Genomic DNA, 22,434 nt, shown 5'->3' on the forward strand with positions numbered 1-22,434 from the left:
ATAACACCACCTTTTAAAATAACCATCCTGTCGGCCATTGAATATTCATAAATGTTGAAATGACGTACAATAAACCTATAACGATACCAATAGAGATTAAAATCTTCCATAACTTAAATTTAGTTTCTAACCATAAGAATGAACCTAAAAATATAATTGTTGCCGAAATAAATCCAAATGAGACTATCAACAACATATACCCAATAATCCATCCTATATAAATGAATGATTTAATAGGGAGTTGATCTACTTCACCATCTTCAGATTTTTTTCTATAGTCTTTTAACTGTAGAATCAAATCAATAACTGCAAGAATTAGTGCCCCAATAGCAATCGTATAAGGGAAGTATCTTGCTAGGTCTTGAAACCCACTTGCTTCAAAAATTAAATATGAGAAAACGGCAATCATAAACAATGAAAATAATATAGATATCTTTTTTCTATCCATGATCACCACCTCCTGCCATCCTGTTACTTCTCCTCTTCATGTGCGTTCCAGACACAATTATGAGAATAGTTATGACTCCAATCACTAATACCATAGGTCTGCTTAACCATTCGAATCCATATCGTGACATAGAAAGATGTAAATACCTTTCCGCAGAAGTTGCTAATACAAAACCAACTAACAAGGGCGCTCTTGGCCAATCCAAATGCTTCATGAACCACCCAATGATCCCAATTAAAATAAAGATCAAAAAGTCTCCCCAATGTCTAGTGCTTTGGTAAGCTCCAACCATCATGATGATTAACAAAAAAGGTACTAACTTATCAGCAGAAATCAAACTTATTTTAGCTACATGTTTCGCAACTAATAAACAGACAATAGCACCAAATACACTTGCTAATGCTAGAGTCCAAACAATTGTTAAGGTCACATCCAGATCACTTGTTAACATACTTGGTCCAGAACTAACACCTAACAAAATTAAACCACCAAGTAAGATCGCCGTAGTACCACTTCCTGGAATACCAAATAGGATAGTCGGAATTAAAGTACCACCTTCCTTGGCATTATTGGCACTTTCAGGAGCAATAACTCCTCTAATATCTCCCTTACCAAAGTTCTCATTGTTCTTACTCGTTTGTTTGGCTACACCATAGCTAATCCAGTCAACGACACTACCACCTAACCCTGGTATAAACCCAACAAAAGAACCAATCAATGAACTTCTAAAAATTAACCACTTATGCTTTATAGCATCCTTAATACCTTGTAAACGGCTCCCTTCTAGTTTACTAGATGAAGCAATGCTTCTTTTTTGAGTTAAAAGATCGATCATCTCTGGTAATGCAAATAAACCAAGCGCTAAGACCGTTAGTGGGATTCCATTAAATAGATAAATCCACTCAAACGTAAAACGGTATTCAGCAGTCGCAGGAGCACCACCAACTGTTCCTAATAACATTCCTGTAGCACCTGCTAAAAGTCCTTTGATAGCAGAATTACCTGCCAAAATGCCAACCATGCTCAGACCTAATACAGAAAGCATAAATAATTCTGGTGACCCAAACATCAAAACAATTGGACGACCAATTGGAATAGCAAAAAACATAATAACTGCACCTATTATTCCACCAATAATTGATGAAAAAAATGCGGCTCCCAATGCCCTTGATGCCTCACCCCGTTGTGCTAAAGGATAACCATCCATTATTGTAGCTTGAGACCCTGAGGACCCAGGCACACCTAATAGTACTGCTGGGAAGGTATCAGCTGTATGTATAACGGCAACCATACCCATCAATAAGGCTATTCCAGAGTATGGATCCATTCCAAAAATGAATGGTAAAAGTAATGACATACCAACTGGACCACCTAAACCAGGTAAGAAGCCAATCGTTACTCCTACTAAAATACCGATAAAAATAAAGACAACTCTAGAAGGATCAAGGACTATAAACAAAGCGTCTAAAGCAGCCTCTAGCATGTATACATCACCCTTCATATATAATGCGATTGCTACAATATCTATATTCCCGTAGCAATCGCACCAACTCTATTATTCTACCAATCCAGTTACATCATATTCTTCTTTTAAATAATTTCTCACCCACTCTAATGTCTCTTCTTCAATACTTGTAAGTGAATCAATTGCACCTTCCAACTCTTCTCCTACTAGTGGATCATAGTTTCCTAGAACTTCTGCACCTTCAGATTGGAAGTCTTCATCTTGTACTAATTCTGTCGCCGCTTCACCTAAAGCATCGATCGCTTCTTGTGGAGCATCTTCATGAATCCAAACCGATTTGTGTAAGTTATTAACTACACCTACGAACGCACGATAAGCATCCCATGCTTCGCCAGAGGGCTCTTCACCATACATATCTTCATATACTTCTTTTACTGTTGGAATATCAGGAAATGCTGGATCTCTAATAATATCTCCACTCTCATCTGTAAAACCGTATGAGAATAATGGAACTGCGCTACCCTCTTCAACTAGTGGCGTCACATCACTTTGGAATGCAGTACCACTTTGGTAGTCTAAATTTGTTTCACCTTGTTCAAATGCAACTCTTGAGGCGCCCGCACCTTCATAACCGAATATAATTTGAATATCGTCTCTTATATCTAAAACTTCAATTGCTAATAAAGTCATTACATCAATACCAGTTGGTGATGTAGCACCTAGCGTCAATTCTTGGTCTGCATCCTTAATTTCAGCACCTTCTGTAATACCAGTATCAGGTGAAGTATATAAAACTACGCCATTCGGGGTTCCAAGTACAGGCTGTAGCTCTCTTAAATCATAACGAACTTCTTCTTGACCAATTAAGAAAGGAATCTTAGTTGAAGCACTTGTTGCTAATAGTGAGTAACCATCCGCATCTCTTAAATCAACATACTCATTCGCTCCATTGATACTCCCTCCACCTTCTATGTTCTGAACTTGAAAACTAGGCGCTCCTTCTGTATATTCTTGGAAGTAATTCGAAAGGAAGCGAATTAACGAATCTGTACCCCCTCCTGCACTAAAGGGTACAATTACTTCAACATCATCACCATCATAAAAAGAATCACCATTAGAGGAATTAGCATTACCTCCATTCCCCTCTTCGTTACAAGCAGCTAAAAAAGTAAAAAGTAAAACTGCTAAACCAACACCTAACATTTTTGATAATTTGCCCATGTTTAATTTCCCCCTATAATTATATTGGTTGTGGTATACAATCCACTGCATAAGGTATTGCAAGCTTTTTATTATCCTCACCAATTATTTCCTCTGCTTGATCAATTGCTTCATCCAGTGTCTTCGCATATTTGAAAAACATATCTTCCACTAACTCTTTTTCAATATTTGGATTGACTAAGATAATTTCATAATGTTTCAACGCCCTTGCTAACATAAATGCTTTTGATGAATGGTCAGGAGTAAAGCCAACTTTCTCAAATGCATCAATAACATCTTGTGGTTGGGCAGCATCTTGAAGCCATTTGGCAAATTTGCCGACGCCATCTCTGCACTCAGCGACCAGTATGATGACTCCACCTTCTTTTGTAACTACTTCAGCTGGTGGCATCGCCTTTTGCGATTGATGTAAGTCAAAATCTTTAGGATAACCACCAGGGCTAGTTACTACGATGTCGTATCTTTCAGGTACTTTCACCTTCCAACTCTCATCACAAATTCTTACACCTTCTTCGTGGGCTCCCTCTAATTCACCTGCTACTACAGAAACAATTTCTTTTCGGCTATTCTTCACTACATTTATAATGAAATCAACGCCAACTTTTTTCGCAGCCTCCAGTGATTCTTCATGGAAAGGGTTATCATCTAATTGTCCCATGATTGGACTATAAGATCTTATTGGGAATGAGTGGTGCCTCTTTAGTGCATCAATTCCTGCTACTCCAGGCATAATACTTTTCCTCCCACCACTATAACCTGCAGATTGGTGTGGGGTTATTATTCCCGTTAAGATCGTAATATCAGCTTCGGCTACTAACTTATTAACTATAATAGGAAGCCCTCGTTTTGTATCTCCTAAGTACACTAAATGCTCTTGATTCTCTGCTTGGTGATTGACGATTTTTATTCGATTAAACACCTCATCGCCAACCATACCCCTTAATTCATCATCAGTATTAGGACGGTGATTACCAAGAGCAACAAGTAATGTTACTTGTTCATCTTGAACACCTACTTTTTCTAATTGTTTGAGCATTTCCTCCACAAATAAGTCTGTCGGACTCGGTCTTGTAATATCGTTAATAACAATCACAATAGAATCTTTCCCCCGACAGACTTCAAATAGAGGTTGACTATTAATCGGATTCTCTAAACTATCTTTGATTTGCTTTCTTGGATTCTCTAATGCCTCCATATCTGTTGGCATAATTAAGTCTGCATCATCTAATTTAGTAGATGAAATATATGTTTCCCCAAAAGGAATAGCTATTCTACTCATGGAAGTGAAGTCCCCTTTCTAACTGCTACTATTCTGAGTAAACGCTTTCGTAAAATTTGTCGTAATTAGATTGACTGAACTTAGGCTCCCAATGGCAACCACACGACATTCTATAATTCACCTTACAGGACAGAACTTCAACTAAATCGCCTTTCTTTGCACCATCAATTTGTTCAAATAATAATTCAACTGACCTTTCGGCTAACTTATTGATCGGCTGGGCAACTGCTGATAATGGTGGGTCCATCAGCGGACTCATGTTTGTATCACTAAATCCAATAATCGATATGTCTGCTGGGCAACTAATTCCCATTTTTTTTAGTTCGAACATAAATCCTAGCATCATTGTTGTACCAGTAATGAATACAGAGTCGGGAAAGTAACCTTCAGAAGCTAAATCTCTAACAGCGCTAACTCCTCCCTGAAAGGTAGAATAACCTTCAATAACTAAATCATCGTTGTATTCTATACTATTTTCTAATAAAGCTAGTCGGTAACCTTCATGACGTTCTTTACTCAACTGGTTATGTCTTTCACCAAGTATGATCCCTACCTCTTTTTGATTATGTTTTTGAATCAGATGATTTACCGCTTCATAAGAGGCTTGTTTATTCTCAATAACCACACTGGGCACTGAATAACCACTTAGTTGTCTGTTTAGGAAACAAACCGGGAAGCCTTCCGGAATTAAACCTTTTTTAGGAATTTTAGAATTCTTTGACGGAACAATAATAAGTCCGTCCACCCTATTTGTTAATAGTAACTGAATCTGTTCTTCCTCAATATCTGGGTCATCATTGCTGTTACAGATTAGTACCGAATAACCGTGATTTCTAGCATACTTTTCTATCTCTCTAAATACGCCCGAATATATTGGATTCTCAATATATGCGACGATTAGCCCTATTGTTTTTGTCTGATTCACCTTCAGACTCCTCGCAATATTGTTAGGTATATATCCTGTTTCTTCAATTGCGTTGAGCACCTTATCACGGACTTCTTGACTAACAAACTTCGTCTTATTTATCACATGTGATACTGTTGCGGTTGAAACTTCAGCTCTATTAGCAACATCTTTAATTGTGGCCAACAAAATCACCTTTTCATAGTTTCATCAGTTAAACGTTTAACTATCGTTCAAAAAACCTAGCGCTACAATATTGAAGCTTTTAATAACAAATATGTGTAAATGAACACAAAACTTATATACTTTGTTAAACGTTTAACTACTAATAGCAATATTCAATATTTTCTTAATATTATCACTGCGCCATTTCTTTGTAAACCCTTTCATACGAAATATTTTGAAAAGTTAAATTAGTATAAAGTATGTATTTGTTCTTCTATATAGGATAATGCTGTCTCTTTACTCTGAAGAAATTTGCTTTCCCGTTCCATATCTTTTTGAACTTTTTCTTTTGCTTTTTGAGACACTTCACCAATTCTTTGTTCAGGTACAACAACTACTCCATCAAGGTCAGCTACTACTAAATCCCCGGTTTCCACATTTACACCGCCACACGATATAGGGGTATTTATCTTCCCAGAGCCATGCTTAAGGCTTGCTGCTTGTGTATTCCCTTTACAAAATACTGGATAATTCATCCCTCTGATTTCTGATAGATCTCTAACTACCCCATCTACTATGAGCCCCTTAATCCCCATTAGCTTAGATACACCTACTATAAAATCACCACAAATCGCATTCTCACGGTTTCCGTTGGCATCAATCACTAAAACACTTTCTTCTGGTGATTCCTTCATAGCTTTGAGAAGAAAGCGATTATCAGGAATATTAACTTTTACGGTATAAGCTCTTCCTACCAACTTTAAATCTTTACGCACTGGTTTGATCTCAGGGCTCATGTTGGTTAAACCACCAAGAACATCCGATATACATGTAGTTGGTAGGTTTTCAAAATCTTGAATAATATGCTTCATTATATTCACTCCTAATATATATTTGGTTCTTTCCTATATATATTCTTCGCTTGTGTAATAAAACCTCCAATTATTTTAATTTTTAAAATAATTATTATAAATTTAATCCTTCAGCAGATATGTATAATTGTAAGGAATTTATACCAATACAAAATTATACCAAATAGGTAATATATAAAAAGACGAAGGGCTTAGTAACCCCCTCGTCTATAACCTTTTATAATTTTTATACTCATTAATGAACCTAACAAACACTAACAACCAAGGTAACAGTTTCACCATTTAGCACGTGTTGCGTATCAATTTTAGTAAACAAACCTAAGCAACTCTAGCCACTTCATGTTCAGACAATTTTCGATAAAATGTGACTTTTTTCTATTTAGGATTATTGAATACCAGACAACAAATGATATAATTGCACTATGCAAAATTTATATTTTCTCGAAAATGGCAAACTTATCGAAAGGTAAGGACGCAAAGCCAAGTACCTAACGCATTTATGCTATGGACGACTGGTTACCGAAGGATATTGGGAGAGGGGATCCAATTTCTTTGGTTCGCCTTTTTTTGTATTTTCTTACAAACAAATGAAAGGTGGTTTAGATGCTTGTCTATTAAAAGTTTTATCACGGAAGAGAAGTTTTTCCATTATTTCCAACCTATTTATGATTTATGGCATTCGCAAATAATAGGTTATGAGGTTCTATTAAGATCATATGAATATCCTAATCCGGAGCATACATTTCAAGAGGCTAAAAAAGAAAAACAGCTCTATGAATTGGATTCGCGGTCCATTCATAAAGCTGTTAAAACCTACCAATCGGAAGGTTCCTTAGGAAAAGATGGCAACTTGTTCTTAAATGTTTTCCCATCAACTATTTTAAACCCTAATTTTCCATCTTTTCTTAATCAAATTATTAATCAAAGTAACCTTAAAAGTCAACAAATAGTACTAGAAATCCTAGAAAGCGAAAGTATTAGCGACTTTAATAGTTTCAAAGCACAAATTTGTAACTTAAAGTCATCAGGTTATCTGATTGCTATTGACGATTTTGGAAATGGTAGCTCTGATTTCAGATCTGTTATTGAAATCGAACCAAACTATTTAAAATTGGATCGGTATTTTGCTCAAGACCTTCATCAATCTAAACAAAAGCAGTCCATTATTAAGTTTATGGACAGGTACTGCAAGGAATATGATTGTCAGCTAATTTTAGAGGGAATTGAGACAACCGAGGAGATAGCCATGGCAAAAGAGTTACAAATCCCAATAGGACAGGGGTACATTTTAGGAAGGCCTGGGTTATTAAAAGAGATTGTTTAAGGAGGTCGTCGCCTCTCTTGGTCAATTTGAGCTTCACTAAGTGGCAAAACGGTCTTGAGACTGCCTCTATCGGACATTTCGCGCCTAACAAAGTCGTAAAACGGTCTTGAGACTACCTCTATCGGACATTCAGCGCCTAAAAAGGTCGTAAAACGGTCTTGAGACTGCCTCTATCGGACATCTCGCGCCTAACAAAGTCGTAAAACGGTCTTGAGACTGGTTTCATACCCTATAACAGTTGATGTTTAAACATCATAACTAAAGCTAGACCTGTTTAACAGGTCTAGCTTTTTAATAACTATGTTAGTTGATTATGATTTTCGACGTTCACCGTTTTTCAATCAACTAACTTTATGCTTACGATTTCGTTTTTTTGTTACATATTGATAGTAATGCTTCTGGCAATACCCTTTAGCACTATGGGGTTTAGTGCAACCCTTAATTTGACAAGGACGTTTTGTTTTAATTAAATAAGAACCTTCGTATCGGCTATATCTATTATAATGATATTGACAGTATCCTTTGGCAAAATGTTTCGATTGACAGTTCGGGGCATGACATTTTTCATGTCTAACCTTCATTGTCTCTTGAACATCTCCATGTCTTCTCAATCGAGTGTAATGTTTATCACAAAGCTGTTTCGACTTTACTTTGATAGGGTTGTCACAACCTTCAACACAGCATGATTGTTTCACGATTAATATCCCTCCACTTTTTGATCCTCGTGGGGCATGAAAGCAAGGTCTTTTATTGCCCGTTTAAGCGTTAACAATCACCTTAATCAGTTACCATATTTGTATAAAAGACTCATCAACTACGACATCAAATGGAAAAATTTCTTCCCAAAATACATCTCCTTATGATTTATCTATTAACTTTTGTTTCACATAAAAAAATGACTACCCAAATAAAGTAACAGAATAGCCATTAATCACATGGCAACCAGGCGATCATAGTTTTATATAACCTTAGACCCTAGGCTTTGCGTCCCACCTTTTCAGATGGTTTGCCCTTTCAATACTTTCAATTCTTTAGTTGTTGATGGTTCAATAGATATCATACATTAAAAACAGTACATATATCAACATGTTTTTACATTCTTCAGGTCCGTATAAGTAATTATAATAAAAACCGAGGAATAGAGCTGGAACTGCTTTTGGGTTTACCCTATAAATAATTCAAATGTCTCTTCAAACGAAAAAACGAGAGGCTAACAAAACCTCTCGTCTTCTATATTACTCATTCATAAACTCAACAAACACTAGCAACTCATGTACAACTTTCGCCATTTCAGCGCGTGTAGCGTTACGGTATGGCTGGAAGTCTCCACTGCCAGTTCCTTGCATTAGTTCAGACTGGTAAAGTTTTGAAAGTGTATCATGTGCCCAGCTTGGGATCTCGCTAAGGTCGCTGTAGTCTTCAACAGACCCTTCGCCTAGCTTAGACTCGTCAAAGCCGACGTAATCCAGTGCACGTCCAACCATGGCTGCGATTTCCACACGTGTGATTTCTTCATATGGACGGAAGGTGCCGTCTCCGTGACCTTCAACGATTCCTGCTTCATGCAGTACTTCAACGTAGTCACTATACCAAGCTTCATCAGACACGTCTGTTAAACCAGATTCATAGTCTTCATCTGCTACTAGACCGAGTGAACGAGCAACTAATGCTGCAAATTCGTTGCGTGTGATTCGGTCTTGCGGTGCGAATGAGCCGTCTTCTTTACCTTGAACGATTAGTTTGTTACCAAGCTTTTGAACTTGCTCTTCATTCCAAAGGTCGTTAATGTCAGTGAAGTCAGCTTCGTTTTCGACGACTGAGTAACGTGTATCGCCACGACGTTTGATGGCGACACTATTACCTAATTCCTCATCAGATGAGAAAATAGATGGAACGAACTGTGTTTCACCATCCGTAAACACAACTGCCGTTGTACGACTAGAATCGTAATCGTAATCAGCATCAAGCGTTACATTACGAGTTGCGTATGAATTGTAACGGGTTAATTGACGGCTTGAGCCATCGGAATAATTTGCAGTGATTGAGAAATCAACTACTGGCCCTACACGATTAGATGTTTGACCTTCGAACAATTCGTCAGCTTCTTCTTCAGAAACCTCAGACATGTTCACCTCAAATTCCACATCCTCATCTTCATCGTCAAACTCAGATGCCGGAACTTCGTATGAAGATTTGGAACTGGAGAATTCAACAGTTGCTTCTTGATTAACTTCTTTAATTGCATCAAGTGCTTGCTTCGGAACGGATACGCGAGTTCCACTTGAGCCTTCAACATCGTCAGCAGAAATACGAACACGAGAGACTTCCTCAGCCGTTTTATCCTTCACGCTATCGGCAACAGAATCTGCGTTTACACGAACACGAGTGTAAGTTCGTCCGTCATCGTCTTCTTCTGATACGACTTCAGCACTACCACCTATATCTAACGAACCTTCCTCTTCAGTTGGCTCTTCGTCGTCGGATGGAGGGGTGTAACCTCCACTTCCTGAATCATCACTTTCCTCACCTTCGTCTACTTCTTTATAATCATATAAAGCTTGAGCTAAAGCTGCCTGAGCCTCTTTAACGTTTTCTGTATTTTCATCTTGCCCTTCAATATTAAAAGCAAGTAAGTCTTCTAATAGAGCATTACTATCATCATTTGAAATTAATCCTTCACTTACCAATGCACTGAACTCTTCACTTCCTTCAGCATTGCTTTTTGCTTCATCTAAGGCTTCTTGTAACAATTCATTGGCTCTATCTGAGCTTACACCATCTAATTCATCTTTTTTCTCTTCATAAACGCTTATCATATCACCATATAACCCTAATAAAGCACTAGTGAAATCACCAAATGAAAAATCATCTACACCATCTTCATAATGAGTATTAAATTGTTCATAAACAGCATCAGCATTTTCGAAATATTGAACAGCATCCTGAGAATATATAAAGTTAGCAAGCTTTTCTACGAAGTTATCATTAAACTCATGATTATTTACTGCTAACCCTTTTGCTGATGTTTGAGCATCACTCATATCATAATCACTTAACTCCATATAAACATATGCCAACTTATAAAACTGGCTTGGCACCTGATCCGTGGGTACGCTAGTATCATCATCGAAGTCGCCGTGGTTATCAGCTGCTACCTCTCCCCCAGGCACTGCCAACATTGGTGTTGCTGCGACGGTTGCTGCAGTTCCAACTGCTAATTGTTTCTTCCAACTTTTCTTCATACATTTCTCACTCCTACTAATATATTAATAAATATCCCATTTTTACCAGTATCCTTTCTAGTCATTATAGCTTAGTAGATTGGATATCTCAAGGTAATCATGCAAATTTTTCCTTACAAATTCCCATTATTCATAAAATTCTCTACAGTTATATGGTATAATCGTGACATCATTTTAGAACAACAGTAGGTGAATACAGATGTGGAAAAAATTATTATTAGCACTACTAGCCATCCTATTAATTGGAGTAGGTACTTTTGTCTATTTCTTCTTTATTAAGTCTTATGACACAGCCGATGAAAATGTGGATCGAATAATCGCTAATGACTTTGAAGTTGTTTTACCCGGCGAACAGGAAATCCCTACTGGTGGATTTGAGGAGGGAGATGAAACTTCTGAATCCTCCGAGTCCTCCGAAGAAGAACATCAAGAAAATGAAAGTCATGAGGAACAAGAAGAAAACGAAAACAGTGAGGTCAATGATGAACCGTCAGAGGAAACTCAGGAGAAAGCTGAAGAATTTTTCAATGACGGTGATGAGGAGTCTTCATCTAAGGGAAGTGAAAATGAAGAAGAGGAATCCACTTCTGATTCGAATAATCAAGAAGATGAGCAATCCAAAGATAATAATGAAAATGAAAGTGAAAAATCAGCTGATGAGATTGTTCAACAATATGAGCCAACTTTTGAATCTTTACAACAGCAGGCTGAGGCAAAGCTCATCGAATTAGCAGAATATGCTTATGATGAATATCGTGATCGGCGTGATAGTGACGAGAGTGTATCTTACTCTTATTTCTTTCAAAAATATAAAGAAGCAGCTGATCAGTTAGAGGATAATACTGACGAGGCATTTTATAATGTCTATGATCAAATGGTTGACGACCTGGAAGAAAACGGACACTCGGAAAATGATGCTGAACCGGTTGAGGATCATTATAAAGAGACGAAAAAGGACCGGGAAAACCAATTACTAGATGAAGCCCTAAGCAGATTTTAGTTATCCTTATTTTATATAACACTGACCTTTCGACTGTTATTGTAAATAAAAAGATAAGATCCCCTTTTAAATTTTGGGAATCTTATCTTTTTTAACTTTGTTGCCTATTATCGAGTTATGTATGTCCTCTTGTTCAACAGTGGCTATGTTTCCTCTCTGCGTTTCATATTGGTCTAAAACTTCTTTTGCAAACGTTTGAACCCCAGCTGCGACGATTAATAAAATACTTACCACGATCACTGTCTTCTTAGCTAATTTCACAGTATCCCCCCATAGATCATTGAGTCAAAAAACTTATGAATATATTACTACATACCCTCATAGACTTCCATTATTTTCATAGAAAATTAGGAAAAGTGTGATAACCGGTGCCTGACACCATTTATTGATTACCTTCACCACCTGTTAAAAGGAACTTTCTTCCTGGCTAAATACCCACTAATTCTTGAAATTGATCTATGGTCGTTTCAGGATATACGAATAATCGTGGGATCTCCAAGGGGTTTACGCCTGGTATCACCTTACCTTCAATCGTGGAGAAAGATAACTTGAAATCTAGTTCTTCTAATAACTCCAATGAACGCTCATCATACTGTCCAAATGGGTATGAAAAGGTGAGGAAGTCCTCTTCTATTAAATCGATACTAATCTGTAAATCTTCCAAAATTTCCTCACGAGATTTGGTCACAAAATCACTTTGACCTTCATTCAAATTATGATATCCATGTGTATGACTGCCAAATTCAAACACGTGCTGACTAGCTTCAATCTCTTCCCAACTAAAGTACTGATTATAAGTAGGATCAAACGCTTCTTCTTTCTCTTTACCTCTATTCGTGATTAAATAACTGGCTGCTGTAAAATCATATTCCTCTAAAATAGGTTGAGCATATTCAAAGTTACTCTTTAAACCATCATCAAAAGTAATCACAACACTATTTTCCGGTAAATCAATGTCTTCACGAATAAATAGATAGAGTTCCTCTAACTTAATCGTTTGGTAACCATGTTCATGCAGTAAAGCCATTTGCTCTTTAAATTGCTCGACACTGACAATCATTCGATTATCCTTATTCTCATTTTCATCATCAGTTAGTAAGTGATGATAAAGTAAGACAGGGATTTCTTTTGCCACTTCTTCATCTTCTAATGGGTCTTGGGAGACATCTTGAATGATTTTTTCACCTTCATATTGATTTAAAAGTAGCTCAAGGTCAGGTGTTTGTTCTGTCGCCTCTAAAAAGCGTGACAGCATAACAGATACGTGGGCTCGTGTGGCTAAACCATCTGGCTCAAACAAACCATTTGAATAGCCATTAATAATCCCTGAACTGTTAGTCAATGCTATGTATGGTTGACTTGCTTCATCAATCTCTTCTTGATCGTCAAATGGTAGATTCATAAAGTCAAGTGCTTCTAAACTACTTAACGCTTCGCTCCAGTTAGAGCTTTGGTGAGCTAGAGCTTTTGCAATCATCTCGCTCATTTCTAAACGCGTAATGTCGACGTTTGCTTGAAAGCCGTCTGGATCATCAGTTAAGTCGATAATCCCTCGTTCAACCAAGCCATGAATATGAGACTCAGACCAATCCCCACTAGACACATCCGCATCAACATCAATTCCCATAAGTCCGGATAAAATCTTGCTGAACTCTCCTCTAGTCATCGTCTCCTGTGGTCTGAAAGTTCCGTCGTCAAAACCATCGATGACCTCTTCCTCTGCTAAATACTCAACCTCTTCTTGAGCCCAATGACCATCCATATCTGAAAAAGACAACTCTTCAGCACTTACTTGGACAAGTGTCTGAGTCAACATCGTTAGTAAAATAATGACTGCTATTGCAACAACCTTTCTCATTGTCTTCCCCCTATAAATCTTTTAATTCCAATTATGCATTACTTAGTAACTAGAACTTAATGCTTACCAAGAATATATTACCATAAATTCCGATAAAATTTTCCACATTTAGTTAAAAAATTCAATAACTATGAATTCACACTAGTAATTGTCGGCAAAAACAGACGAACCAAGCCCTTTGATTAAAAACTCGTTCGCCTTTAACTAGCTTCATCTATGGTTTTATATGGTCTAAGTTAGTCAATTTTTTACTCCCAGTCAGTTATCTTCTTAATTAGTTTTTTTCACCCGCCCCACAATCACTTGATTAGACAAACGACCCTGAGTTTAAAACGCTTGACTCGATACTTTCCTTTTATGTACACGATAAAATCCACTAGCTTAAGAGGGATTGACCCTTTACTTAACAACACTAGCTCTGCGTGCATGATAAGCATTCTCTTGAAATGCTTTAGAGTCTTAATTTCATATATATGTTTCAAAAAAGAAACATCATCCAAAGAAGGTTCCTTGGATGATGTATAAATAGGTTGATTGTTTTATATTCATTGACTTACATTGGTGACTATCGCCCAACAATATAGTTAGATAATGGAACAAATCTCTTAAATAAGTAGACGATCAAATAGCAGATTACTAGAGTTAAAACAAACCTCAACCCGATACCAATATGGAACAATCGCGATCCATCCCATATCAAGAAGTTGTCTAAATAATTAATAACCATCGGGTGAATTAAGAAAATTCCAAATGAATAAGCACCTAAGGCATTCAATTGCTTCCTTAACCATGAAGGCCCTTTTTTAACAAAATAATGTGTTCCCATCAATAATGTAATCGCTGATAAACTCGCAAACATAAAATACATATACTCAAAATTAAGTGGACCAAAATTGTTCAGGCCCCACCTCATCAAATGATACATGTAAACATATATACTGCCCACCACTAGCATGATTATAATCAAGATAACAGCAACGCTTTTTTTAAAAGATGCCATGATTCTCTCAAAATATATACCAATCATACCACCTAAGCAAAAGTAAAAGAAAAAGGACATGAAGTATGACGTTGATGCAGGTAACCAGCTATAATGATAGTTCGTAACGTACACCACTACCTGAACAACAAGCCCCAGGAATGGAAGTGACCATCTAAACCATTTCATCTTCTGCGTCGCATATAAAAGTAAAGGAAATAACAAATATAATTGAATCAGCACAAAGAAAAAGTAAAAATGGTAAAATGTATTCCCTTGAAAAATGAGTACCAATAAATTACTTAAATAATCGAGCGTTAATTGGAATGGTCCAGAATTATGATATAAGTGTACTTCATAAAGGATCACCCACACCAAGTAAGGAACAAAAATAAAAAGCATTCGATTTCTAAAATACTTACGTAAAAAAGCCCCATTCACCTGTTTATAGTAGTAACCATAGAACATTACAAAACCTGTTATAAATATGAAAGTAGGAGTTCCGAAACGGAAGAATCTATTCATAAACATATAAAATGAATAGGTTTGTGAAGTGGGCTCAACCATGCGAAATGCGACTGCTGTAACATGTACAAGTACAACCGCTAACATCGCAATCCCACGCATATAGCCAATTTCATCTATTCGTTGTCTATTCATGTAAAATCCCCTCGAAATTATAGAAAGTTGTAATTCACATTAATCATACCACAACTATTAATAATTAAATATGTCATCTGACCCTAAGCTTTATTCCAATAATTGTCGTTAAATAGAATGGACAGATATTTAAACACATGGTTGAAGATAAATCAACTTCGGAGGTTAGTTCTATTGAATTAGCTGAAGATGATGAGCCTAACAACATCTTTTGAAGATTTATTAAGGTGCAAGATCAACATGGATAATCTAAAATCTTGTTGATGTTGAGCTATTCACTAGTGATGAAAATGTCATTGAACTGGATAATAGAACAATCACTCTAGCCGTTGTTGTCGAAGATGGTGCAACAGCTGAACTAACCATTAAAGTGATGAAAACAGTAACAATCCAGAAGAAGCATGTTACGCAGAACGTGACACGGTTGTTCGCGACGAAAGTCCATTAAGCCAAGTAGACGATATGCCAAGCAATGTGGATACGATTGATGTCAATGAGTATTTCTGTGATGACGATAAGTGCTATTACATTGTCGGTAACGTGATTACTCACTTTGATAGCAACCACATTACGGCAACCTTTGCTAGGACATTAGCACCCGTTATGAGGCCACAGATTTTAGAGTCGTTGGAGATTGAAGAGAAGGAAGAAGAGGAGAGTTCCTTTTAAGGAAACACACCATTTAAGAGAAGCTTAGTGGAGTATATAACCCACTAAGCTTCTTATTTTTGGATAAAAATTATTTGTTGATTTTAAAATTAACTAGCCTTTGTTTTAGTTAAATTTTACGCAGCATCTGAAATAGCTATATTAACTTCATTAATAAATTGCTGAACTTTATCTTTTTCTAATATCGACATTTCAATGTTCACTACTTGTCCTGCATTATTTGTGACACCCATTGTAGTAGTAAAACTATTAAGAAGTGGTAATATACCAACAGCAAGTAATATAAGTCCACCTAAAAAAGAATCTCCAAACATTGCTAAACCTATGAATACTAATATTAGTCCTAAGATAAACCTTTTTAAATGAAATTGTGTTGATACACCTACACTTGCAATGTTTTTTAATGGATAAGAAATTTCTTTCTTTCCTAACGGGAATACACCTAGAAGTGTATTTGGCTGGAAACCAATAAATCTTTTGTTAGTAAGAGAAAAATCTGTCTTTAACCATGCAAGAACTAGGTTAGTAATAAAATTTCCCTTACTTGTAACTTCCTCATCTTTTCCTAGTGCAATATTCATAATATTCCCCCTATAATTAGTTATTAATTACAATTATACATATTTGACCAGTTAATTTCTATATTTTCAGATAAAAAACAACATTTTTTACGCATCGCGAAAGTTTACTGCATCCCCTGTTATCCCCTTTGTCTGTGAATAGGAGAAACTAGTAATGTGGTTCAGATATTTTCCTTCTTTAACTATGAATAGTGAATGACTTAATTCACCTTTCAATTCGGTGAACTCCCTCACCATACTCAGAGCGTGATAAGGTAACTGTATCCGTATGAGTTACAGACGTTGTTTGTGAATCGGTACTTTCACCACTCACATAAGCTGTAGCGATATTCTGTAGTTTTCCCGTTATCACACATGCGATTTTGTTCATCTATCGTTTTAGGATCTTGATAAGGATCACCCGTATACAATTTGTTCATAATCCTCATAGGATTCAATACTTGGCTTTTGGCCATTTACCTCCTGAGGATATCCAATGGAATCTAAATACTCTTCGAATTCTTCTTGATTATTTGGATATGCCATTACATTACTCGGATTTAGGGATACTGCAATGATAAACGAAAAAATTAAAACTATGCCCATCCCTTTTTTAAAACGTTCTGACATAAAACTTACACCTTCTTCTATTCAATATGTCTAAAGTGAACATCATTCCTATTTCCTGGAACAAACTTAACCTCAATATCCCCAAACACCTTGCGTTCACGTGTTGTATAATCAGTTGTACTAGATTTCTGATGCTCCTTCATAATAAAATCATACATATCTTCTGAAACACTAGACTCAAAGAAAACATTAAGTGCATCATAAATCTTTTGTTGATACGCTTCAGATGGGTCATCACCATCAACTGCATCATATAAAAGAGAATCAATACTAAAGGTTAAAAAGGCATTTTCTGCAGTGCCTATACTATCAAGTTCCGTGTTATAACGAATTTGAAAAGGAACATGTCCCGTTCCTTTTGCAGGGAGTTCTCTAGAAGCCATGATAAGTCGAATAGTTTTATAAGTATCTCCATCACTAAATTCCATTTCATCATGATTTAAATTAAACCATCTCTTATCATCTAACATGGTGTTAACTAAAGTAATTAATGTCTTTTCATCAACTAACCCATAATCTATAGACTCACCATCAAACAGCAACTCGCCACCTTCATAAGACCAATCGTCCATAATCGCAAATTCTTCTATATCGTCACGAACTAACATGTCATCTTCCACGTCTGGACGTGAAATCACGTTATCGCTAGAGTCTTGCTCTTGTGACGAATCTTGTTCATCTTCTTCAATGAGGTCAAGCATGCGTGCAATCACAAGTGTTGCATCAGCCCTCGTCATTTTCTTATTAGGCTCGATCTCACGCTTAAAATTGGATTCCATTAAGTCGTATTTGAGCATTTGAGCAATGGCATCCTCAGCGTATGAGCCGATTTCATTGGCATCGTCAATAAAAGCTAATCCGTCACGCCCTTGGAAATCCTCGGCTCTTTCATGCTTTTCTAACGCTCGGCTGGTCATCACTGCTACGTCTGACTTGGTAATGGGATCATAAGCGTTAGCTTTATTATCTAAGGTCCCTTGAATAATTCCTGCTTTGACCCCTCGACTGACCTCTGCATAAAGAGAAGCGGTTTGAGGTAAGTCTTCAAAGTTGGAATCCCCTTCTGGTAAATCTAATAATCTAGCAAGAAAAGCCACATACTGACCACGTTGAACAATCTCGTCTGGTCGGAATGTGCCATCCTCATGGCCTTGTACGATGCCTTCTTCAACTAACTCCTCAATAGCATCGGCATGTTCTAGGTGATCAATATCCGTTAATTCGGTCTCTGCTGATACATTATGTACAGAAGTAATTAATAATCCAAAAGATATGGTAATAGTTGCTAGGAATCTTGTTTTCATATTATCCCCTTCCTTTTCATAAGTAGATTGGCTTCTCTCTTTTTTAGCACTTATACCTCATTCGATTTTACCATATCTTTTTCCTATGTTTATAAAATTTCCCACTTACACAATGATTTTCTCTTCTTTAATTTAATAATTAGCATGTTTTCTTCCTGAAGTCGTTTTTAATTAGTTTTTATCCATCACTTCATTAGTCATTCGATTAGGCAAACGGCCCTTATCGGTAACCCGAAGTTTAAAACGTTCGACTCGATACTTCTTTTTTATGTACGCGATAAAATCTACTAACTTAAGAGGGATTGATCCTTTGCTTAACAACACTAACTCTGCGTGTATGATAAGCATTCTCTTGAAATGCTTTAAATCCTCTGACTCGCCATATTTTGAATACACATCGACAAATTCATCGATTAACACTTCTATTATTTTATTTTGGTTGTCTTCCACCAGCATACTCTCCTTTTATCGTTTCACGACCTGAAAACTTCTTAATTCTGAAACCTGTTTTAAAATGAACCAATAACCCCAAACTAAGCGCTATTACTTCACCCTATTCTTGATTAATCACCCTACTGCAACATCTCATCATGCTTTTAGAATGATCGACTTCTTTGTTAATTGGAGTCGAAGCGGCCAAACCCCGACTCCACCACCCTTAACCACTACCTGTTACATGACTTACCATTTTTTATTTAAGATACCTATTAAACATTGACTACTGGCTGAGCACCTTCAAGACTCCCCAATCTATGAAGTTGTCTCATCTGCCAGTAGAATTATTTGATATGTGGTCGTGTTCAGTTGAAACTTCAACCCATAAGTTTCATGAATCTTAAGTGGTCCACGACCAATTTCTCCTCCCTTCTATGTAATCATCAACCACCCTACTCCCTCCATTCTCAGCACCAAAAATATGGCTTGTTCTGTTGATACAATTCTAATTATAGGTGGTTTAAGGAAAATAGCTAAAAAAGGTCAAGTCTTTTTTGGGAAATGGGGCTAATTAACTGAAAAAGCCCTATAATTAAACTTTTTGTTGATATTTTGCATTAAATATGTATTGGACATAGTTCACAATAAACCTTCAGATTTCTGAAACTGTTTTCTCATTGTGGGAAGTCTCACTATAATGAAATGAGCGATACAGGTTAATATATTTATGGAAGAAGGTCATTATTAACTAAGTATAGATGTACTCTGTTAGTACATCTTATTTTATGAGATAAGCGAAGAGGTTTCAAAAAGGAGTCAATAGTGGTTCTATTGGGGGAGTTAATCATTACTTAGGTAAAATGAGGGCTCATAAAATTGTTTAAGCAAATGACCTCTTCATCTTCTAAGCGGATATTCAACAGTTCACTGATTCGGACCCCTGTCGCATAAAGGGTTTCAATAATGGCTCTATCTTTTATATGTTCTCTTGAGGCTTCTTTTAACTCCACCATTTGTTGTTTCGATAAGTAGTAGGGAAGCGAATCATCTTCTCGTGGGGTATGGACGGTACTGGTAGGATTTTTGATGACTTTATTTTTTTAGGTGCAATATTGATAAAACGATTTCACCACCGATAGTTTGACGTGGATGGTCCTTGGTTTTAACTCGTTCGATTCCATGTCCGACAACCATGCGCGGATGTCGGTGGGTTTCACTTCATCAAACGGCTTGTCACAAAACGAAAAAAACTGATGCAAGGAAATCTGATAACTTCGCATGGTCTCTTGGCTGAAACGTGCTTGATGGTCTTGGATAAATGTCTCTATCATCGATTGATTCATCTCTTCACCCCATTTTGTTTTGGTATTCCATTTTCATATCTTCTGTTGGTATTCGGGCGTATACCCGTGTCGTATTGAGATTCGAATGCCCCAGTTCATCGGCAATGAATTCGATGTTCGCTCCTCTGGCCATCATCATCGTCGCAAACGTATGCCGACAACAATGCGGATGGAGCGAATGAGAAATCCCTGCTCGTTTTCCCAGTTCGGTTGTGATTTTGTAGATGCCGCTTTTCCCTAACGGTTGTCCAAACTTATTTAAAAATAAAGGGTCTTCGTCCTTGGTGGTTCTCGTCGCTAAATAGTCCTTCAAAGCTAATTGGCATTCGACGGAAAAATGAACGGTTCGAATGCGCTTTCCTTTTCCTGTCACTTGTGCGGTTCGCTTCGGAATATCAACATCAGAGACCACTAAGTTGGTCACTTCAAAACTCCGACACCCTGTCGAAAATAGAAAGAGCATGAGCGCACGGTCTCTTATCGGTAGAGTCTCTATTTCTAGTAACACTCTCGCATATTCATGTTCCGATAAGTATTTCGGTAAAGCCTGTGGGATTTTCGGTCGCCACCGTTTTTTCATCACCCGCTGGTCCATATAATCTTCCGCTAGACAGAACTGGAAGAAGGAAGAAAGCGTCGAATGGATTAAGTCGACCGTCCGCGGCTTTTTTTCTTTTGTGAACTGGTTCATCCATGACAAGACTTCATCCGACGTCAGCTGTTCGATGGGCGTGGAACAAGACGTGAAGAATTGTTCCAAGACCCACTTGTATTTTTCGATGGTGGCTTGGGATTTATTTGATAGTTTAAGAGAAAGTAAATATTCATTCAGTACTGCTAGGGATTCTTGGGTTATATTCTCATTCGTCGATTTCCAGTAGTCGGGTTGGGGAGTCAATGCTATCACCTCGATTTGTTTTAGGTTAATAGCATGGTTAACTAAAAATCTTGGAAATATACCTATTTGGGAAAGGAAGTCTAAAAGACATTCGGTAAGCGTCGGTTCAAAGAAGATGGTAAGGGTTACTTATGGAGGATTCGTTTTAGAAACGGAAGTAGGGTGGAGAGTTTTTGGTTAAGTCCTTTTCGGATAGATTTGATGGAGTGGTTCCCAACACAAAAAGAGCAACTTTGGTGAGTTGCTCTTTTGGTTGATACGCCCTGCATCCAGCAAAGATTAGGGTATTTATTATAGTACTATACTCTACATTGATATACCAATGATGAGGTGTCCATGGATTCACCTGCTTCATCGGAAAACAGGAAATCTTGCTTATAGCTCAAGCGTTCGTTCTATCCAAGAATTCACGGCTCCATAATAAAATGGATGGAAGGTACCAACTTTAGCTCCTTTATGTTTGAATCTTGATTTATCAAATGTTCGTAAAGCATACGGTATAGCATAGGTATCATACTCTAAACCTGTGATTTGTTTCGGTACAATTAACAATTCATCTGAATAATTTATACTATCAACTGGAGCTAAAGGAATGAACGTTATAACAGGGGCATGGTAGTTCCCTTTTTGGTTCGATATTATTAAACCATGTGTTCTCTTATTGAATAACACGATATCCCCTTGATTATATTCCGTTTCATAATCATCTTTAGAAAATATAGCAAAAAACTGACTATGTAAAGCTTCGTCTAATCTATTCATATCTCTTCCTTGCAGTCTATTAATTTTTTTAATCATCTTATCTTCACTCAAAACAAATATTTGTTCAGCATGAATTTCGGAAGGTTCGTCCATAGGGGTTTCTTTAATCAGAGCTATGTATGGTTCTTTTGTATTCCTTTTTTCACTTTGCCTTGTAATAATAGCAACCACATAATATTTATCAACGATGACATGATTCGATATAATTACACAGGGTCTTATTCCTTGTTGCTCTGAGCCTATGGCATTGTCGGGTAGTTCTCCAAGTACGATATCTCCCTTTTGAAAAGTTTTCTTCATCCTATTCCTCTCTTTTCTTTTTTGTTCTGCTTTTCTCTTATGAACAAACTTTAAGCAAAATAGCTCAAATACCCATTTATTTTTCCATGGCTCCCTTAGCTTATTCTCTACCAAAG

At 37.0% G+C, this 22,434-nt stretch carries 20 protein-coding genes, 1 pseudogene and 2 riboswitches; of the genes and pseudogenes, 3 read left to right on the forward strand and 18 right to left on the reverse strand.

The window, feature by feature from the left end; all coding sequences use genetic code 11:
- Positions 1 to 13 precede the first annotated feature (13 nt).
- From HWQ49_RS07005 to HWQ49_RS07030, 6 genes are all read right to left on the reverse strand, one after another.
- Positions 14 to 448, reverse strand: coding sequence for a tripartite tricarboxylate transporter TctB family protein (locus HWQ49_RS07005; RefSeq protein WP_188206891.1), 435 nt, complete (start codon positions 446 to 448; stop codon positions 14 to 16).
- Positions 441 to 1,931 carry a tripartite tricarboxylate transporter permease gene (locus tag HWQ49_RS07010; protein WP_188206892.1) on the reverse strand — a complete coding sequence of 497 codons (1,491 nt, stop codon included), beginning with the start codon at positions 1,929 to 1,931 and terminating at the stop codon, positions 441 to 443. The genes HWQ49_RS07005 and HWQ49_RS07010 overlap by 8 nt, the downstream gene beginning before the upstream one ends.
- A 72-nt stretch (positions 1,932 to 2,003) precedes the next feature.
- A complete protein-coding gene (locus HWQ49_RS07015; protein WP_188206893.1) occupies positions 2,004 to 3,134 on the reverse strand; it encodes a type 2 periplasmic-binding domain-containing protein in 1,131 nt (376 codons plus the stop codon).
- A gap of 19 nt (positions 3,135 to 3,153) precedes the next feature.
- Positions 3,154 to 4,413, reverse strand: coding sequence for a nickel-dependent lactate racemase (larA, locus tag HWQ49_RS07020; RefSeq protein ID WP_188206894.1), 1,260 nt, complete (start codon positions 4,411 to 4,413; stop codon positions 3,154 to 3,156).
- Positions 4,414 to 4,441: 28 nt separating this feature from the next.
- Complete coding sequence (locus tag HWQ49_RS07025; protein ID WP_188206895.1) at positions 4,442 to 5,503, reverse strand: LacI family DNA-binding transcriptional regulator; 1,062 nt, start codon at positions 5,501 to 5,503, stop codon at positions 4,442 to 4,444.
- A gap of 227 nt (positions 5,504 to 5,730) precedes the next feature.
- Positions 5,731 to 6,354, reverse strand: coding sequence for an RraA family protein (locus tag HWQ49_RS07030; RefSeq protein WP_188206896.1), 624 nt, complete (start codon positions 6,352 to 6,354; stop codon positions 5,731 to 5,733).
- A gap of 439 nt (positions 6,355 to 6,793) precedes the next feature.
- Positions 6,794 to 6,878, forward strand: a riboswitch (cyclic di-GMP riboswitch).
- An 83-nt stretch (positions 6,879 to 6,961) separates the two neighbouring features.
- On the opposite strand from HWQ49_RS07030, the gene HWQ49_RS07035 reads away from it, so the two are divergent.
- Positions 6,962 to 7,678 carry an EAL domain-containing protein gene (locus HWQ49_RS07035; RefSeq protein WP_188206897.1) on the forward strand — a complete coding sequence of 239 codons (717 nt, stop codon included), beginning with the start codon at positions 6,962 to 6,964 and terminating at the stop codon, positions 7,676 to 7,678.
- Between the two features lie 934 nt (positions 7,679 to 8,612).
- Positions 8,613 to 8,699, reverse strand: a riboswitch (cyclic di-GMP riboswitch).
- A gap of 214 nt (positions 8,700 to 8,913) precedes the next feature.
- Here the strand turns inward: HWQ49_RS07035 and HWQ49_RS07040 are convergent.
- Entirely contained in the window at positions 8,914 to 10,920 is a 2,007-nt protein-coding gene (locus HWQ49_RS07040; RefSeq protein ID WP_188206898.1) for an S-layer homology domain-containing protein, read from the reverse strand.
- 199 nt (positions 10,921 to 11,119) lie between these two features.
- Here HWQ49_RS07040 and HWQ49_RS07045 point away from each other — a divergent pair, with 199 nt between their 5' ends.
- Positions 11,120 to 11,920, forward strand: coding sequence for a hypothetical protein (locus HWQ49_RS07045; protein ID WP_188206899.1), 801 nt, complete (start codon positions 11,120 to 11,122; stop codon positions 11,918 to 11,920).
- 66 nt (positions 11,921 to 11,986) lie between these two features.
- Here the strand turns inward: HWQ49_RS07045 and HWQ49_RS07050 are convergent, their stop codons facing one another.
- The 3 genes from HWQ49_RS07050 to HWQ49_RS07060 all read right to left on the reverse strand — a co-directional run bounded on the left by HWQ49_RS07050 (position 11,987) and on the right by HWQ49_RS07060 (position 15,417).
- On the reverse strand, positions 11,987 to 12,181 hold the full coding sequence (locus HWQ49_RS07050) for a hypothetical protein (RefSeq protein WP_188206900.1): 195 nt from the start codon (positions 12,179 to 12,181) through the stop codon (positions 11,987 to 11,989).
- A 166-nt stretch (positions 12,182 to 12,347) separates the two neighbouring features.
- The gene (locus HWQ49_RS07055) at positions 12,348 to 13,778 is read right to left on the reverse strand and encodes an S-layer homology domain-containing protein (RefSeq protein WP_188206901.1); all 1,431 of its coding nucleotides are present in this window, start codon (positions 13,776 to 13,778) and stop codon (positions 12,348 to 12,350) included.
- A gap of 565 nt (positions 13,779 to 14,343) precedes the next feature.
- Positions 14,344 to 15,417 (reverse strand): acyltransferase, encoded by a 1,074-nt coding sequence (locus HWQ49_RS07060; protein ID WP_188206902.1) that lies wholly within the window; start codon positions 15,415 to 15,417, stop codon positions 14,344 to 14,346.
- A 450-nt stretch (positions 15,418 to 15,867) separates the two neighbouring features.
- Between HWQ49_RS07060 and HWQ49_RS07065 the strand changes: the two are divergent.
- Positions 15,868 to 16,086: pseudogene (locus tag HWQ49_RS07065) on the forward strand (SGNH hydrolase domain-containing protein); the annotation flags it as partial.
- A gap of 116 nt (positions 16,087 to 16,202) precedes the next feature.
- Here HWQ49_RS07065 and HWQ49_RS07070 read toward each other — a convergent pair.
- The 8 genes from HWQ49_RS07070 to HWQ49_RS07105 form a co-directional block, all read right to left on the reverse strand.
- A complete protein-coding gene (locus HWQ49_RS07070) occupies positions 16,203 to 16,667 on the reverse strand; it encodes a hypothetical protein (RefSeq protein WP_188206904.1) in 465 nt (154 codons plus the stop codon).
- A 396-nt stretch (positions 16,668 to 17,063) separates the two neighbouring features.
- Positions 17,064 to 17,276, reverse strand: coding sequence for a hypothetical protein (locus HWQ49_RS07075; protein ID WP_188206905.1), 213 nt, complete (start codon positions 17,274 to 17,276; stop codon positions 17,064 to 17,066).
- A 17-nt stretch (positions 17,277 to 17,293) separates the two neighbouring features.
- Positions 17,294 to 18,580, reverse strand: a complete 1,287-nt coding sequence (locus HWQ49_RS07080; protein ID WP_188206906.1) for an S-layer homology domain-containing protein — start codon at positions 18,578 to 18,580, stop codon at positions 17,294 to 17,296.
- Between the two features lie 171 nt (positions 18,581 to 18,751).
- Entirely contained in the window at positions 18,752 to 19,030 is a 279-nt protein-coding gene (locus HWQ49_RS07085; RefSeq protein WP_188206907.1) for a hypothetical protein, read from the reverse strand.
- An 836-nt stretch (positions 19,031 to 19,866) separates the two neighbouring features.
- On the reverse strand, positions 19,867 to 20,103 hold the full coding sequence (locus HWQ49_RS14880) for a tyrosine-type recombinase/integrase (RefSeq protein WP_394810766.1): 237 nt from the start codon (positions 20,101 to 20,103) through the stop codon (positions 19,867 to 19,869).
- 12 nt (positions 20,104 to 20,115) lie between these two features.
- Positions 20,116 to 20,358: a site-specific integrase gene (locus HWQ49_RS07095; RefSeq protein ID WP_188206909.1), complete on the reverse strand. Its 243-nt coding sequence runs from the start codon at positions 20,356 to 20,358 to the stop codon at positions 20,116 to 20,118.
- 4 nt (positions 20,359 to 20,362) lie between these two features.
- Entirely contained in the window at positions 20,363 to 21,256 is an 894-nt protein-coding gene (gene xerA, locus HWQ49_RS07100) for a site-specific tyrosine recombinase/integron integrase (protein WP_188206910.1), read from the reverse strand.
- A 375-nt stretch (positions 21,257 to 21,631) separates the two neighbouring features.
- Entirely contained in the window at positions 21,632 to 22,318 is a 687-nt protein-coding gene (locus HWQ49_RS07105; protein ID WP_188206911.1) for a type II toxin-antitoxin system PemK/MazF family toxin, read from the reverse strand.
- Between the last annotated feature and the right edge of the window lie 116 nt (positions 22,319 to 22,434).

It is taken from the genome of Alkalibacillus aidingensis, assembly GCF_014595945.1.
Lineage (GTDB): Bacteria > Bacillota > Bacilli > Bacillales > Alkalibacillaceae > Alkalibacillus > Alkalibacillus aidingensis.

What these genes read in the sequence shown, in the direction of transcription:
- HWQ49_RS07045 (WP_188206899.1), top strand. Translation starts at nt 11,120, where the DNA reads ATGTGGAAAAAATTATTATTAGCACTACTAGCCATCCTATTAATTGGA.
- HWQ49_RS07095 (WP_188206909.1), bottom strand. Translation starts at nt 20,358, where the DNA reads ATGAATCAATCGATGATAGAGACATTTATCCAAGACCATCAAGCACGT.
- HWQ49_RS07055 (WP_188206901.1), bottom strand. Translation starts at nt 13,778, where the DNA reads ATGAGAAAGGTTGTTGCAATAGCAGTCATTATTTTACTAACGATGTTG.
- HWQ49_RS07105 (WP_188206911.1), bottom strand. Translation starts at nt 22,318, where the DNA reads ATGAAGAAAACTTTTCAAAAGGGAGATATCGTACTTGGAGAACTACCC.
- HWQ49_RS07080 (WP_188206906.1), bottom strand. Translation starts at nt 18,580, where the DNA reads ATGAAAACAAGATTCCTAGCAACTATTACCATATCTTTTGGATTATTA.
- HWQ49_RS07070 (WP_188206904.1), bottom strand. Translation starts at nt 16,667, where the DNA reads ATGAATATTGCACTAGGAAAAGATGAGGAAGTTACAAGTAAGGGAAAT.
- HWQ49_RS07010 (WP_188206892.1), bottom strand. Translation starts at nt 1,931, where the DNA reads ATGCTAGAGGCTGCTTTAGACGCTTTGTTTATAGTCCTTGATCCTTCT.
- HWQ49_RS07060 (WP_188206902.1), bottom strand. Translation starts at nt 15,417, where the DNA reads ATGAATAGACAACGAATAGATGAAATTGGCTATATGCGTGGGATTGCG.
- HWQ49_RS07015 (WP_188206893.1), bottom strand. Translation starts at nt 3,134, where the DNA reads ATGGGCAAATTATCAAAAATGTTAGGTGTTGGTTTAGCAGTTTTACTT.
- HWQ49_RS07005 (WP_188206891.1), bottom strand. Translation starts at nt 448, where the DNA reads ATGGATAGAAAAAAGATATCTATATTATTTTCATTGTTTATGATTGCC.
- HWQ49_RS07040 (WP_188206898.1), bottom strand. Translation starts at nt 10,920, where the DNA reads ATGAAGAAAAGTTGGAAGAAACAATTAGCAGTTGGAACTGCAGCAACC.
- HWQ49_RS07030 (WP_188206896.1), bottom strand. Translation starts at nt 6,354, where the DNA reads ATGAAGCATATTATTCAAGATTTTGAAAACCTACCAACTACATGTATA.
- HWQ49_RS07075 (WP_188206905.1), bottom strand. Translation starts at nt 17,276, where the DNA reads ATGTCAGAACGTTTTAAAAAAGGGATGGGCATAGTTTTAATTTTTTCG.
- larA (WP_188206894.1), bottom strand. Translation starts at nt 4,413, where the DNA reads ATGAGTAGAATAGCTATTCCTTTTGGGGAAACATATATTTCATCTACT.